Here is a 14,695-nt window from a genome sequence, read left to right as displayed (position 1 = left end):
TTATGGAAAAAATTCAAAAATTACGTGAGAGCTTTCATAGGCTCGGAATCGATGGAATGCTTGTCACTAGTGATTTCAACCGCAGATATATGACTGGGTTCACTGGTTCCGCAGGTATGGTGCTGATCAGCGCTGAAAAAGCACTATTCATCACGGATTTCAGGTATACTGAGCAGGCAGCAAAACAATGTGAAGGCTACGAAGTCGTCCTGCACAAAGGATTGATCCAGGATGAGGTTGCAGAGCAGGCCAAAAAGCTGGGGATCAAAAAGCTTGGCTTTGAAGAAAATCATGTTACATATTCTGCTTACAAAACCTTTGATAAGGCTGTGGAAGCTGAATTAGTGCCTGTATCAGGCGAAATCGAAAAGTTACGCTTGATTAAGACTGATTCAGAGATTAAGATATTAAAGGAAGCAGCAGCCATCGCAGATGCTGCGTTTACACATATACTTGAGTTTATCCGTCCGGGCAGGACAGAGCTGGAAGTATCAAATGAACTGGAATTCTTCATGAGAAAACAGGGAGCAACATCCTCTTCGTTCGATATCATTGTAGCTTCAGGCTACCGTTCCGCACTTCCGCACGGAGTAGCAAGTGACAAGGTAATTGAAACAGGGGACTTTGTAACCCTGGATTATGGTGCCTATTATAATGGGTATGTATCTGATATCACACGTACATTAGCCGTAGGAAGCCCTTCAGATAAGCTAAAGGAAATCTATGATATTGTACTTGAAGCTCAGTTGCGTGGAATGGCAGGCATCAAGCCGGGCATGACAGGCAAAGAAGCTGACGCACTAACTCGCAACTTTATCACTGAAAAAGGCTATGGAGAGTATTTTGGCCACTCTACAGGCCATGGAATCGGTCTCGAAGTACATGAAGGACCTGGTCTGTCTTTCAGATCTGATACAGTGCTTGAGACTGGTATGGTTGTGACTGTCGAGCCTGGAATCTATATTGCTGGTCTAGGCGGGGTAAGGATAGAGGATGATACTGTTATAACTAAAGACCATAATGAGTCACTGACACATTCAACTAAGGAACTCATCATACTATAGGACACATTAGGAGGACAAACAATGATTTCAGTTAACGATTTCCGTACAGGTTTAACAATCGAAGTGGACAATGGCATTTGGCGAGTACTTGATTTCCAACACGTAAAGCCAGGAAAAGGAGCAGCTTTCGTTCGCTCAAAGCTTCGTAACCTTCGTACTGGAGCGATCCAGGAAAAAACATTCCGCGCTGGTGAGAAAGTAGCGAAAGCACAAATTGAGAACCGCAAAATGCAATACCTTTATGCGAGCGGTGACCAGCACGTATTCATGGATAATGAATCTTATGAGCAAATCGAATTGCCAGGTTCTTCTATTGAATATGAGTTGAAATTCCTTAAGGAAAACATGGAAGTACACATCATGCAATTCGGCCACGAAACTCTTGGTGTCGAACTTCCAAACTCTGTAGAACTTGAAGTAACAGAAACAGAACCTGGTATCAAAGGTGACACTTCTTCTGGCGGTACTAAGTCTGCAACATTGGAAACTGGCCTTACAGTCCAGGTTCCATTCTTCATCAACCAGGGCGACAGACTGATCATCAATACAACAGATGCATCTTATGTATCACGTGCATAATTCATAACCTTAAAACCTGCTGCAAAGCAGGTTTTTTTATATGGAAAAAGCATCTCGATAACGAGATGCTTATGTTAGAACTGCTAAATTGTTTAATTTATTTCTCTATTTCATATTTCCACTCATTCATTCCACCGGTCATATTGTAAATGTTCTTGAAGCCGTTTTCTACGAGGATTCCGCTTGCCTGGGTCGAGCGGTTGCCGCTGCGGCAGACTACTAAGTATTTTTGGTCTTGATCAAGCTCGGAAAGCATGCTTTCGATGACCTGCAAGGGGACCAATTTAGCGCCCGGAATATGTCCAGCAGCGAATTCATCAGGAGTGCGCACATCCAAAACCTGAACTTCTCCACTGTCAATCAGTTCTTTTGCTTCGTCGACTGTAACATCTGTATAGGAACCGCCGGAACAGCCGGTAATCAACAAGATAAACATAAATGCCGCGAATATTTTTTTCATGGTGATCTCTCCTTCATATACTTATAGAGGTATTTTAACTTAAAAATTCAAAAGTGGATATAGACAATTTGTGTCAGGGAGCAGTGTTTTCTTTATACATAAAAAAAGCCGGGCAGTATGCCTGGCTTTAAACATCTATTGACTTATATACGTTCCTGTCACAGTTGCTTTGATTTCCAATCTTCCCGGCTCAATAGGAGTTCCGCTTTCTTTGCTTGTACTGAGTGATGCTACCAGGAATGGACCTGGCGAACCTTTCTGAGTTTCCTCGGTAATCGAAAGTGGGGAAATTGGAGTTTGGATTCCCAAAGTCCGTGCTACTGTTTGGGCTTTGTTGAAGGAGTCCACCACTGCCATTGAAAGAGCCCTATTGTATAACTCCTGCGGCTCAGCAACTGAGAATTGAATGTTCATGATCTCGTTGGCACCATTTTCAACGGCTGTGTCAATAATCAGGCCAGCCTTTGCGAGATCCCTGATCGTGATACTGTATAAATGTGTAACTCGATATCCTTGGAATAATTGTTTTCCGTCTTCATAGGTATAGATCGGATCAATACGAAAATCTGCTGTTTTCATATCCTCCTTTGCAATCCCGAGATTGCGTAAGGATGCTAACATGGCATTAGATTTTTCAGCATTTTCGGCCTGTGCACTTTGCAGATTTTGATTTTCGGTACGAACGCCAACCGTTGCGGTTGCACGGTTTGGCGCTGCGAATACCGAGCCTTCCCCACTAACGGTAATTTTTCTCCCATTTCCAGCAACATTGCCACGGTAGCCAGTATTCAAACTATTAACCATCCATGATCCCTCCACACTTCCTTTTTCTATTACCTATTTCTATGTCGGCTTGGAGAAACAAATAACGTTCATAGAAAAAAGCATGGAATGGATAAGAGGAATAGAAAGAACTTACTCTCCGGCTCCAGGTGCTTTGTCTGTGTCATTCTTATTATTGTATTTTGTATCATTAGTCGGCGATTCCTTAGGACTTCTTCCGCCTCCAAGATAGGAAGCACGGTCGGCTCTCTGTGCTTTTTGGAACTTCTGGTGATCATTATTCATCTTTATCAACTCCTTTCATTACTATTCTTTTCGATTCAAAGCGATTTTATTTCCTCTCGGTCTAGACAGTTCCTAACATATCAAAATCTGGATATCATTTTTGAACCAGCACAAAACAAATCTGCGTGTCAGCCAATCACGAATCTGCTCGTCATAAAGTGTCCAAGCAGGCATACATATTAAGTAAGCGTATTGTCAGGAGGATTAATGATGGAGGATATCTTATCTTTTTTGCCGAAACGAATTGCCGAATTGCTGGATGCAGTTCCTCCTAATGATCAAGATGGGATGGAAGAAGTGCGGATACGGATTAACAGGCCTCTTGAAATAACGGTAAGAGGAAAGCCTCAATTCCTGCCGTATATCATTCCGCCTGAGGATGCTGTCCAGCTGTTGAACAAGCTAGGGCATTTTTCTATGTATACATTGGAGGAAGAATTAAAGCGAGGCTATATCACTATTGCCGGAGGCCATCGTGTCGGACTGGCAGGCAAGGTAATTCTTGAAAATGGCTTTGTAAAAGCAATTCGGGATATATCATCCTTTAATTTCCGGATTGCGAGAGAAAAAATTGGGATTGCAGAGCCTTTGCTTCCCTATATTTACGAGAATGGCTGGAAGCATACGATGATCATCGGGCCGCCCCAGACAGGAAAAACAACGCTGCTCAGGGATATAGCGAGAATGATCTCAAGTGGAGTACCAAGTAAAAAATTGCCTCCTCTTAAGGCAGGCATTGTGGATGAAAGATCAGAAATAGCTGGATGCGTGAAGGGTGTCCCGCAGCTTACATTCGGACCTAGAGTAGATATCCTGGATTCCTGCCCAAAGGCCGAGGGGATGATGATGATGATTCGCTCGATGAGCCCGGATGTCCTGGTTGTTGATGAAATAGGGCGAAAGGAAGACGGAGAAGCGATTCTTGAAGCAGTAAACGCAGGGATCAGATTAATCATGACTACCCATGGAGATTCGCTCGAGGATATCAAAAAAAGGCCAACTTTGAAACCAATCCTTGAGATGGGGATTTTTGATCGATTTGTGGAGCTCGGAAGAATTTCTGGCCCGGGAACCATCACCGCAATCAGAGAAGCCAACGGCAAAGAAATTCGCCATAAAGTGAGAGTGACATAAATGATCAAAATAATTGGTGCGATATTGATTATCCTGGCAACGACTTGGACAGGTTTCGAGGCTTCCAGACACCTTAGCGAGCGTCCAAGGCAGCTTCGGCTTCTGAAGTCAGCCCTGCAATCCTTGGAGGCTGAAATCATGTACGGCCATACACCGCTCCATGATGCCTCAAGAAAGCTGGCTGCACAGATGTCCAAGCCTTTATCCTGGTTCTTTGAATCTTTTTCCAAAAAGCTGACAGAATCTGATACGACGGTAAAAGCCGCGTGGGAAGACAGCCTAAAAGAGGTCTGGAAAATGACCGCATTTAAACAGGGAGAGTTCGAGATCATGAAACAATTTGGTGAGACGCTCGGCAGGCATGACCGTCATTCTCAGCAAAAACAGATACTGCTGACAATCTCCCATCTGGAAAGAGAAGAAGCGGATGCCTGCGAAAAACAAATGAAATACGAAAAAATGGTGAAAAGTATCGGCTTTTTATCAGGCTTATTATTAATCATCTTACTGATGTAGCGTTTAGGAGGAGGACAAGATGGGTCTTGAAGTGGATATTATTTTTAAAATCGCAGGGGTAGGCATCGTCGTGGCATTTTTGCACACTATACTCGATCAGGTGGGAAAGAAGGAATATGCACAGTGGGTAACCTTATTTGGGTTCATTTACATCCTTTTCATGGTCGCCTCTATTGTCGACGACCTCTTTCAAAAAATTAAATCAGTATTCCTATTTCAAGGGTAGGGGAGGGCTTTGCCATTGAGATCCTTCAAATAACAGGTGTAGCACTGATCGCGACTTTCCTGGCCCTCATTGTTAAGGAACAAAAGCCAAACTTTGCTTTCTTGCTCATCGTGTTCACGGGTTCAGCAATCTTCTTATTTCTGGTAGACCAAATATATCAGATCATTTCTATGATCCAGAAGCTGGCGGCAAATGCCAAGGTAAATCTCGTCTATGTAGAAACGATCCTGAAGATCATTGGAATTGCCTATATAGCCGAATTCGCTGCACAGATCACAAAGGATGCAGGGCAGGGGGCTATTGCTTCCAAAATTGAATTAGGCGGTAAAATTCTTATTCTCGCCATGGCCATTCCGATTCTCACTGTCATGATCGAAACAATCATTCGCTTGATTCCAGGCTGATCGCGAGCCTTTTCCTAAAGAGGTGAATATAGTTGAAGCAGCGTTTGCAGTTCATACTTGGCATTATATTGATCCAGTTGTTTTTTTTCCTTCCGGGTGTACAAGCTGCTGGTGACGAAGAAACAGCCAACACATTGATCAATCCAGATAAAATCGCCGGTGCCCAGCTTGAGGATTTGAATATCGATGAACTTAAAGGATTCTGGGAGGATATTATCAACAAATACGATGGATATTTACCAGAAAGCCAGAAAGGCAGTCTATATGATTTTATCAGCGGTGAAAAAAAGTTTTCGCTGAAAGAATGGTTCAAAGGAATTCTGAATTTCGCTTTCCATGAGTTTATCGTCAATGGAAAATTATTGGGTTCCCTAATCTTGCTAACTGTTTTCAGCATGTTCCTTCAGGCCTTGCAGAATTCTTTTGAAAAAAGCACCATCAGCAAGGTTGCTTATTCGATTGTGTTTATGGTGCTGATCATCATAGCACTCAATAGCTTTCATGTTGTGGTTGATTATACAAATGATGCGATAGGCACGATGATTCAATTCATCCTGGCGTTGATCCCGCTGCTCCTGGCACTGATGGCTACATCAGGAGGGCTGATTTCCGCAGCTTTCTTTCATCCAGTCATCCTTTTCATGATGAACACAAGCGGCATGTTCATTCAATATGTAGTGCTGCCGCTATTATTCCTATCAACACTGTTAAGTATCGTCAGCATATTGTCAGAGCAATACAAGGTTACACAGCTGGCCAGCATGCTTCGTAATTGGAGTGTAGGACTTCTGGGGATTTTACTGACAGTGTTCCTTGGGGTCATTTCTGTTCAGGGAGCATCTTCAGCGGTAACGGATGGAGTCACGGTCAAGACGGCAAAATTCATCACTGGCAATTTTGTCCCGGTAATCGGCCGTGTATTCACGGATGCGACGGATACGGTCATCAGTGCATCGATGCTGCTTAAGAACACAGTCGGTATCGCAGGTGTAGGGATTCTGTTGATCATTGCCGCGTTTCCAGCAGTAAAGATCCTTATGGTTGCATTTATTTATAAATTTGCTGCTGCCATCCTGCAGCCTTTAGGTGGCGGACCGGTCATTACTTGTCTGGACATCATCAGCAAAAGCATCATATATGTTTTTGCAGCCCTGGGGATTGTTTCCCTGATGTTTTTCCTGACAATCACAGTGATTATTGCCGCTGGAAATCTTACGATGATGGTGAGGTAAGGAGGGAGAAGGAATGGATTTTATAAAAGAATGGGTTACCAATATTATCATCTTCATACTCCTGGCTACTGTCCTTGACATGCTTCTGCCAAACTCGAGTTTCCAGAAATATACGAAAATCGTTACAGGCTTGATTTTGATCGCCATCATACTGTCTCCAGTGATGAAATTATTCACTTCTGACTTTGAAACAGCAATCGCTTCAATGGGCCAATTCAATAGTTTTGAGGATGAAAAGATAAAAAATTCAATAGAATTTCAGAAAAAAGAAATACAAGCATCCCAGCATGCATATATTTTAGAAACAATGGCTGTCCAATTGAAAACAGCCGCAGAGGAGGAGTTGATGGAGCAGCAAGGAATGGAGATTGCTAATATCGAGCTTGAAGTAAATGATCAGGATCAGCGGCCTTTCCCTGAAAACCTGGAGTATGTCATCGTGCACCTGAAAAAAGCCGAAGATGAGGGAGAGACTGTGGCAGTAGTAAGAGAAGTAGAAATTGATACGAATGCACCCCTTCCATCAAAACAAACCTCTCAGAATACAGATCAAATATCTTCTCTTCTGTCAGAGAAATGGAATGTTCCTGAAAAATCAATTCAAATCATGATAGAAGGGGGGAGTGACGAGCATGGACAATGAGAAAGGTCCCCTAAGCTGGCTTAAGAAACAATTGAACAGCAAAGACGGGCCGCCAGAAAAGAAATCTGGCAAATACCAATACTTAATGATTGTCGTCTTGTTTGGCGCAGCCATCATGCTCATAGGCAATATCCTTGGAGACCAGAAACCGGAAATGGCAGTTACAGCTTCGAAGGAAGCAGGAGCTGAAGAGGATGCTGCCGTATTCGGGCAAAAGAAATCGGCAGGGAATGACGTCATTTCCGAGTATGAAGAAGCATATGAAACCCAATTGACCGAGATGCTGGAAGGAATTAATGGCGTAGGTGAGGTCACCGTTTTTGTAAACGTGGATGCTACGGACAAGAAGGTTCTTGAGAAGAATACGGTCATCCAGTCACAGACGACGGATGAAACCGACCGTGAAGGCGGTAAACGTAAGGTTCAGGATGCATCACAAGATGAACAGCTGGTCATCATCCGCAACGGCGAAAAAGAGGTTCCGATCGTTCTCGAGACCAAGAAACCAGAAATCAGAGGTGTCCTAGTGGTAGCAAAGGGCGCTGAGAATATACAAGTGAAAAAATGGATTATCGAGGCCGTCACCAGGGCTTTGGATGTTCCGAATCACCGGGTGGCAGTCATGCCTAAAAAATCTAAGGGGGAATAATAAATGTTATTAAAAAAGCAAACAGTGTGGCTATTGACAATGTTGAGTCTTGTAGTGGTGTTATCGGTGTATTATATCACTGCACCTGAACAGCAAAAGGCGGATTTGGCCGGAGTTGAAGAACAGAAGGCTGAAGGAACAGAAACGGCAGCAACTGAATCCAAGGATGGCAAAACAGTGATCTCTGGCATTGCAAGTGATGAAAAGTTCGAAGCACTTCGCATGAAGCTTGAAGAACAGCGCACAAAAATGAAGGAAGATCTTCAGTCAATTGTCGCTTCCACTGACCTGCCAGCTCAAGACCGCAGCGATGCAATCGAGAAGATGAACGAGCTTGATGAAGTAGCTCAAAAAGAATTCACTCTAGAGACATTGATTAAGTCCATGGGTTATGAAGATGCCCTTGTTCGTGCGGACGGAGAGAATGTCCGGATCACAGTAAAAGCTCAGGAACATTCAAAATCAGCCGCGAACGAAATCATCCAGATGGTTCGTACAGAGCTAGGCTCCCTGCAGAATGTAGCAGTTCAATTTGAGCCAGTAAAATAATGGGGAAATGCAAAAGGGAAGGCTCATCGCCTTCCCTTTATTTATTTTGCAGCTTTATCAGGTTATCCAAAGATTGGTGTGCAGCTTCCACAGATTTAAATAATTGTTCATGATGTTCACTTTGAGATAAAGCAGCTGATGAAATCTCTTCCAACGCGGCGCTTGCCTGCTGGATGACGGAGCTGAAGCCGGTAATGGAACTTTCGATCGCCATCGAAGAATCCACGATTGTCTTTATCAGTTCTTCCTGCTCAGATATATCACCCTTTAGGTCTCTGAAAGTTTGATGAATCAATTGGAATGCTTCCATTGTTTCTGCTGCCAGTTCAAGGTTCTGTGTCAGTTTTTCAGCGGTTAGATTGACACCTCCCCTTGTTTTGGAGGTATCGCTCATGACGTTAGTTAAGTTTTCGGTAATCTGTGTCGCTGTATGACTGGTGATGTCCGCAAGCTTCCTTACTTCCTCTGCAACGACAGCGAATCCCTTACCGCTGTCTCCGGCACGAGCAGCTTCGATGGAGGCATTCAGTGCTAGCAAATTAGTCTGGGATGCGATTCCCTGGATATCTGCTGCAAAGTTGGCTGTTTCTTTAATCAGCGCTGAAAGAGATAGAATGTGTGAATTGACATTCTGCATGTTTTCATATGATGCTGTCAATTCTGATATCAGACTGGACATTAGATCATCACCTTTATCTGAAACCCTTTCAGCCGCCATTGCGTCATGATGCAGCTTTTCGACAAGGGTTGATGTCCTGGTGATGACCAGATTTGTTTTTTCAAGAGATTGAGTAATGTCCACGACTGAATCTGACTGGACATGGATTCCTGCAGAAATCTCTGCGACAGACTGTGTCATTTCCTTTGAAGATTGATAATTTTCCTTACTCTTGAATTTTACGTCATCAATCAAGTTTGCGATGCTTCTTGTATTACTTTCGATTACTGCCCTTGTCTCTAAATCCTTGTTTAATAGATTCTCCGTTTCCAGCTTTGCAGACTCAATCGTTTGAGAAAGCTTTTTAGAAATGGAAAACTGAAAGCCGAGCATAACGGTGACCAGCATGTACAAAAGATAGATTGTTACATAGTTTTTTGTTTCCAGCGACAGCGAGTCATGATGCAGCCATGTGAACAAGGAGATGATCATAAAACCAAGACCAGATGCCAGGAATAGCAATCTCCTGTCCATATAGATTGCTGCTGTAGCAAGGATAAAATAAAGAAGGGTATAGGCGGTCGGCGAAACGCTAGTTTCCATGATCAGGAACAAAACGGCAGAAACGATCACAACGGAAAGATAAGGAATGAGAGTTGTTAACCTTTTTGTATAGTGGAGCAATGCAACTGCTGCTACCCCTGCACCCCCGCCGGCAATGATGGAGAGGATTACGGCAAGTTCTTTCTGCATGGCAATATCAACTACTGCCGCCAAAATGACAGATACGAGAGTGGCTTTGACAATTAAAGAATTTTTCCTTTCCAAATCCTCTTTTTTAATTTCTTCAATATTTTTCATGAATTGTATTCTCCTCATATTCAAGCTAATGTAATATTCGCTAGAAATTTTGGGATTCCTGTCGTATGAATTCACTTTTTTTTCAGAAAATATTAAAATAGAGAAGGAAGACAAGAAACATTGTTACATATTGAAGTTTTACATGGTATTATCGTATAGTATTAGTATCTAGTCTTAATAATCGAAAAGGACAAGGGGTGCCCAAAGATGTTAAAAGTACAAGAAATCAGAGAATTAATCAAACTAGTAGACCAATCAAGCATTGACGAATTTTCATATGAATTTGAAGGATCAAAAATCAAAATGAAGAAGCGCGGAGAAGCTAAATCTGTAGTTGAGCATGTACAGCCAGCAGCTCCAGCACCATCTCCACAGCCGGCTCCGGTCGTGCAGGAAGCTCCAAGACCAGAGCCAAAGGCAGAGGCAGCGGCGGTCCAGGAATTGAAACAGGAGGAAGTCCAGGATACATCCAACTTACATAAGATCGTCTCGCCGATGGTCGGGACCTTCTATCAATCTTCTTCACCTGAAGCGGATGTATATGTCAAGACGGGCTCGAAGGTGAGCAAGGATTCGATTGTATGTATCGTTGAAGCAATGAAGCTTTTCAACGAAATTGAGGCAGAAGTCAATGGGGAAATCGTAGAAATTCTTGTTAAAGATGGACAGCTTGTAGAATACGGCCAGCCTTTATTCCTGGTTAAGCCCGAATAAGGAGCGATATTGATGATAAAAAAATTACTGATAGCCAACAGAGGAGAAATAGCAGTCCGGGTCATCCGTGCCTGCAGGGAATTGGGGGTTGAATCCGTAGCTGTCTATTCAGAAGCTGACAAGGAATCTCTCCATGTTCAGCTTGCTGATGAGGCATACTGCATCGGCCCAAAGGCTTCAAAGGACAGCTATTTGAATTTCACCAATATAATCAGCGTAGCTAAACTGACAGGATGTGACGCAATCCATCCAGGATACGGCTTCCTTGCCGAGAATGCTGATTTTGCAGAGCTTTGCAGGGAGTGCAATATCACATTTGTCGGTCCATCCCCTGAAGCGATTCAAAAGATGGGAACGAAGGATGTTGCAAGGGAAACGATGAAGCAGGCCAATGTACCGATTGTGCCAGGTTCACAGGGAATCATTGAAAGCACGGAGGATGCGGTCAGCCTGGCAAATGACATCGGTTACCCGGTGATCATCAAGGCAACGGCTGGCGGAGGCGGTAAAGGAATCCGAGTTGCCAGAACGGAACAAGAGATGATCAAAGGAATCAATATTACCCAGCAGGAAGCGATGACGGCGTTTGGAAATCCAGGTGTATATATCGAGAAATATATCGAAGATTTCCGCCATGTAGAAATTCAGGTACTTGCAGACAGTTACGGCCATACCATCCATCTTGGAGAGCGTGACTGTTCAATCCAGCGGCGACTGCAAAAACTGCTTGAAGAAACGCCATCACCAGCCCTTGATGGCGAAATCAGGGCCGAGATGGGTGAAGCGGCAGTCAAAGCAGCGAAAGCAGTTGATTATACAGGTGCTGGCACGGTAGAATTTATATATGATTACCGCAATCGCAAATTTTATTTCATGGAGATGAATACCCGCATCCAGGTTGAACATCCTGTAACTGAAATGGTTACTGGTGTCGATTTGATCAAGGAACAGATTAAGATTGCCTCCGGCGAAAGGCTGAGCCTTAAGCAGGAAGACGTCGAGTTCAACGGATGGGCGATTGAATGCCGGATTAACGCTGAAAATCCTGCGAAGAATTTCATGCCATCGGCAGGCAAAATCAAAATGTATCTCCCTCCAGGCGGTTTTGGTGTTAGAATAGATTCAGCGGCATATCCTGGTTATACAATCCCGCCTTACTATGATTCAATGATCGCGAAGGTCATTACTTATGGAAGCAGCAGGGAAGAAGCGATTGACCGCATGAAGAGAGCGCTTGGTGAGTTTGTGGTTGAAGGCATCCACACAACCATACCGTTCCATCTTAAGCTGCTGAACCATGAAAAGTTCGTGGAAGGGCAGTTCAATACGAAATTCTTGGAAATGTATGATGTGATGTCAGAAGAATAATAGGAGGTTCTAGCCATGAGTGAACAGCAAAATTTACTTGAAATGAGCCATGATGAAAACGGCCTGGGTAAAGTGGAAATTGCACCTGAAGTAATTGAAGTCATTGCCAGCATCGCTGCATCCGAAGTAGAAGGTGTCATGCAAATGCGCGGCAGCTTTGCAGCAGGAGTAGTTGAAAGACTTGGCAAGAAAAACCACGGCAAAGGTGTAAAAGTCGAGCTAGTCGAAGAAGGAATCAAGGTTGACGTGTACTGTGTCATGAAGTTTGGTGTATCGATTCCTGTGGTTGCGCAGAAAATCCAAGACAATATCCGCCAGGCATTATTGAACATGACGGCACTTGATGCAACGGAAGTCAATATCCACGTAGTCGGTGTCCAGTTCGAAAACCAAAAAGTAGAACCAGAAATCGAACAAGAAGTTTAACCATCAAACCAAAGGCATAAATATGCATGCCTTTGGTTTTTTTTGTACTGTTTTCTTAGGTGCTGGGGATGTAGTTGTCCGAATTAGGCCCAGGTTTGGACAAAATTTCGTGCGGAAGAGGGGAAGTTGTCTGAAGTAGCTCCATGTTCGGACAAAAGCTCATGTTGGAGAGGAAAAGTTGTCCGAAGTAGCCTCAAGTTCGGACTAAATCTCATGTTGAAGAGGAAAAGTTGTCTGAAGTAGCCTCAGGTTCGGACAAAATCTCGTGCGGAAGAGGAAAAGTTGTCTGAAGTAGCCTCAAGTTCGGACAAAATCTCGTGCCAATGAGGGAAAGTTGTCCGAAGTAGACTCAAGTTCGGACAAAATCTCGTGCCAAAGAGGGAAAGTTGTCCGAAGTAGCCTCAAGTTCAGACAAAATCTCTTGCTGAAGAGAAAAAGTTGTCCGAAATAGCCTCAAGTTCGGACAAAATCTCGTGCTCAAGAGGGAAATTGTCCGAAGTAGCCTCAGGTTCAGACAAAATCTCTTGCTGAAGAGAAAAAGTTGTCCGAGTTGTCCAAGTTCGTACAAAATTTCATGCTCTCCAGCAAATGCTGTCAAAAGCACTCCAAGCACACCATTCTCACATTGAAATTCCTTGGCTTGCAGGAGATATTTTCTTTTGTTTTGATTAACTTTTTTCTAAAAAGTGAAAAATAATAGGAAATCATGCGTAAAGAGATATGATATGCTATTATTTTGTTAGAATCAGACAAGCCATAAAGGAGCTAAGGAATTAAATGAAAAGAAGAACAGCACGAGAAAAGGCGTTACAAGCCTTATTCCAGATTGATATAAGCAAGGTGGAGGTTTCAGACGCAATTGAGCATGTGCTTGAAGAAGCGCCAGGGGATGATTATCTGAACAAGCTTGTGAACGGCACAGTAGAGCACCAGCAGGAAATTGATGAGGAGATCAAAGTATACTTAGAAAAGTGGTCACTTGATCGTCTTGCAGCCGTTGACAGGAACCTCCTTCGCCTCGCCGTATACGAATTGAAGTATTGCAACGATGAAGTACCGATGAATGTCGTTCTTGATGAAGCAATCGAAATTGCTAAATTATATGGGGATGACCAATCCAGCCGATTCATTAATGGTGTTCTGTCCAAAGTGAAGCAGAGCATTTCCTAAGACCATTGGGAGCAGGCAGGTTGGACCTTCCCTGATCATATAGGGGGAGAAAGTATGGCTGCTATAATTATTGATGGAAAAGAAATTGCCCAAAAAAAGAAACTTGAAATCGCTGACCAGGTCCAGGAGCTGAAAAAACAGGGAGTAACTCCGGGTCTGGCGGTGATTCTTGTCGGTGACAACCAGGCATCAAGAACGTATGTCAACAGCAAGCAAAAAACCGCAAGAGAACTAGGTATGCATAATGTCTTGATTGAGTATCCAGTCTCCATTACTGAACAAGAGCTTCTGGCTAAAATTGATGAACTCAACAAGGATGAAGAGATTCATGGGATTTTAGTGCAGCTTCCGCTTCCAGATCATATCAGTGAAAAGAAACTGATTGAAGCCATTTCACCTGAAAAAGATGTTGATGGTTTCCATCCAATCAATATCGGGCGAATGATGACTGGCCAGGATGCCTTTTTGCCATGCACACCATATGGTGTCATGGTCATGATGAAGGAGATTGAGATGGATCTTGCCGGAAAGAATGTGGTTGTCGTTGGCAGGAGCAATATTGTCGGAAAACCGGCAGGCCAACTTTTCCTGAACGAAAACGCAACCGTTACATATTGCCATTCAAGGACAAAAGACTTAAAGGAATATACAAAACAGGCAGATGTCATCATAGCTGCAGTTGGGAAAGCGGACTTGATTACAGCTGACCATGTAAAGCCAGGGGCTGTGGTCATCGATGTTGGAATGAACCGCAACGAGCTAGGCAAGCTTTGCGGGGATGTAGCTTATGACGAGGTCAAGGAAAAAGCTGGGTATATCACTCCTGTGCCTGGCGGTGTCGGTCCAATGACGATCGCCATGTTGATGTATAACACGTTGAAGTCTGCAAAGAACCATATGAATAGACTTCAAAACTCAAATCTATAAGGCGTGATTCTGTCCATATCTGTTATAAGTTAGAAACTGAAAATCCA

19 protein-coding genes are annotated in these 14,695 nt (G+C 43.4%); 15 read left to right on the top strand and 4 right to left on the bottom strand.

The window, feature by feature from the left end:
- Nucleotides 1-2: 2 nt before the first annotated feature.
- Together pepQ and efp are read left to right on the top strand one after the other, a co-directional pair.
- The gene (gene pepQ / locus LGO15_RS16630; RefSeq protein ID WP_226085324.1) at nt 3-1,064 is read left to right on the top strand and encodes a Xaa-Pro dipeptidase; all 1,062 of its coding nucleotides are present in this window, start codon (nt 3-5) and stop codon (nt 1,062-1,064) included.
- 21 nt (nt 1,065-1,085) lie between these two features.
- Nucleotides 1,086-1,643: an elongation factor P gene (gene efp, locus LGO15_RS16625; RefSeq protein ID WP_226085323.1), complete on the top strand. Its 558-nt coding sequence runs from the start codon at nt 1,086-1,088 to the stop codon at nt 1,641-1,643.
- Between the two features lie 97 nt (nt 1,644-1,740).
- On the opposite strand, the gene LGO15_RS16620 is transcribed toward efp, so the two are convergent.
- The 3 genes from LGO15_RS16620 to LGO15_RS16610 all read right to left on the bottom strand — a co-directional run bounded on the left by LGO15_RS16620 (nt 1,741) and on the right by LGO15_RS16610 (nt 3,171).
- Nucleotides 1,741-2,103: a rhodanese-like domain-containing protein gene (locus LGO15_RS16620; RefSeq protein WP_226085322.1), complete on the bottom strand. Its 363-nt coding sequence runs from the start codon at nt 2,101-2,103 to the stop codon at nt 1,741-1,743.
- 135 nt (nt 2,104-2,238) lie between these two features.
- On the bottom strand, nt 2,239-2,907 hold the full coding sequence (locus tag LGO15_RS16615) for an SIMPL domain-containing protein (protein WP_226085321.1): 669 nt from the start codon (nt 2,905-2,907) through the stop codon (nt 2,239-2,241).
- Between the two features lie 111 nt (nt 2,908-3,018).
- On the bottom strand, nt 3,019-3,171 hold the full coding sequence (locus LGO15_RS16610) for a hypothetical protein (protein ID WP_167831517.1): 153 nt from the start codon (nt 3,169-3,171) through the stop codon (nt 3,019-3,021).
- Between the two features lie 210 nt (nt 3,172-3,381).
- On the opposite strand from LGO15_RS16610, the gene spoIIIAA reads away from it, so the two are divergent.
- From spoIIIAA to LGO15_RS16570, 8 genes are read left to right on the top strand one after another with little or no spacing between them, the layout of a single operon-like run.
- Entirely contained in the window at nt 3,382-4,305 is a 924-nt protein-coding gene (gene spoIIIAA / locus LGO15_RS16605; protein ID WP_167831690.1) for a stage III sporulation protein AA, read from the top strand.
- Nucleotides 4,306-4,821: a stage III sporulation protein SpoIIIAB gene (spoIIIAB, locus tag LGO15_RS16600; protein ID WP_167831516.1), complete on the top strand. Its 516-nt coding sequence runs from the start codon at nt 4,306-4,308 to the stop codon at nt 4,819-4,821.
- A gap of 19 nt (nt 4,822-4,840) precedes the next feature.
- On the top strand, nt 4,841-5,047 hold the full coding sequence (gene spoIIIAC, locus LGO15_RS16595) for a stage III sporulation protein AC (protein ID WP_009794945.1): 207 nt from the start codon (nt 4,841-4,843) through the stop codon (nt 5,045-5,047).
- Between the two features lie 14 nt (nt 5,048-5,061).
- Nucleotides 5,062-5,451: a stage III sporulation protein AD gene (spoIIIAD, locus tag LGO15_RS16590; RefSeq protein ID WP_173401223.1), complete on the top strand. Its 390-nt coding sequence runs from the start codon at nt 5,062-5,064 to the stop codon at nt 5,449-5,451.
- Nucleotides 5,452-5,483: 32 nt separating this feature from the next.
- Nucleotides 5,484-6,683, top strand: coding sequence for a stage III sporulation protein AE (spoIIIAE, locus tag LGO15_RS16585; RefSeq protein ID WP_226085320.1), 1,200 nt, complete (start codon nt 5,484-5,486; stop codon nt 6,681-6,683).
- A gap of 13 nt (nt 6,684-6,696) precedes the next feature.
- Complete coding sequence (gene spoIIIAF, locus LGO15_RS16580; protein WP_226085319.1) at nt 6,697-7,326, top strand: stage III sporulation protein AF; 630 nt, start codon at nt 6,697-6,699, stop codon at nt 7,324-7,326.
- Nucleotides 7,316-7,975 carry a stage III sporulation protein AG gene (gene spoIIIAG, locus LGO15_RS16575; protein ID WP_167831513.1) on the top strand — a complete coding sequence of 220 codons (660 nt, stop codon included), beginning with the start codon at nt 7,316-7,318 and terminating at the stop codon, nt 7,973-7,975. The genes spoIIIAF and spoIIIAG overlap by 11 nt, the downstream gene beginning before the upstream one ends.
- Nucleotides 7,976-7,978: 3 nt before the next feature.
- Complete coding sequence (locus LGO15_RS16570) at nt 7,979-8,524, top strand: SpoIIIAH-like family protein (RefSeq protein ID WP_167831512.1); 546 nt, start codon at nt 7,979-7,981, stop codon at nt 8,522-8,524.
- 37 nt (nt 8,525-8,561) lie between these two features.
- On the opposite strand, the gene LGO15_RS24215 is transcribed toward LGO15_RS16570, so the two are convergent.
- Nucleotides 8,562-10,043, bottom strand: a complete 1,482-nt coding sequence (locus LGO15_RS24215; RefSeq protein ID WP_264163743.1) for a methyl-accepting chemotaxis protein — start codon at nt 10,041-10,043, stop codon at nt 8,562-8,564.
- Between the two features lie 207 nt (nt 10,044-10,250).
- On the opposite strand from LGO15_RS24215, the gene accB reads away from it, so the two are divergent.
- From accB to folD, 5 genes are all read left to right on the top strand, one after another.
- Nucleotides 10,251-10,757 carry an acetyl-CoA carboxylase biotin carboxyl carrier protein gene (gene accB, locus LGO15_RS16560; protein ID WP_226085318.1) on the top strand — a complete coding sequence of 169 codons (507 nt, stop codon included), beginning with the start codon at nt 10,251-10,253 and terminating at the stop codon, nt 10,755-10,757.
- 12 nt (nt 10,758-10,769) lie between these two features.
- Entirely contained in the window at nt 10,770-12,125 is a 1,356-nt protein-coding gene (gene accC / locus LGO15_RS16555) for an acetyl-CoA carboxylase biotin carboxylase subunit (protein WP_226085317.1), read from the top strand.
- Between the two features lie 15 nt (nt 12,126-12,140).
- Complete coding sequence (locus LGO15_RS16550) at nt 12,141-12,551, top strand: Asp23/Gls24 family envelope stress response protein (protein WP_167831508.1); 411 nt, start codon at nt 12,141-12,143, stop codon at nt 12,549-12,551.
- Nucleotides 12,552-13,328: 777 nt separating this feature from the next.
- Entirely contained in the window at nt 13,329-13,721 is a 393-nt protein-coding gene (nusB, locus tag LGO15_RS16545) for a transcription antitermination factor NusB (RefSeq protein WP_226085316.1), read from the top strand.
- 54 nt (nt 13,722-13,775) lie between these two features.
- Nucleotides 13,776-14,648, top strand: coding sequence for a bifunctional methylenetetrahydrofolate dehydrogenase/methenyltetrahydrofolate cyclohydrolase FolD (folD, locus tag LGO15_RS16540; RefSeq protein ID WP_226085315.1), 873 nt, complete (start codon nt 13,776-13,778; stop codon nt 14,646-14,648).
- Nucleotides 14,649-14,695: the final 47 nt, after the last annotated feature.

The sequence above is a fragment of the Mesobacillus sp. S13 genome (assembly GCF_020422885.1).
GTDB classification, from domain to species: Bacteria; Bacillota; Bacilli; order Bacillales; family Cytobacillaceae; genus Mesobacillus; species Mesobacillus selenatarsenatis_A.
This window is presented reverse-complemented; position numbering and strand designations above follow the sequence as displayed.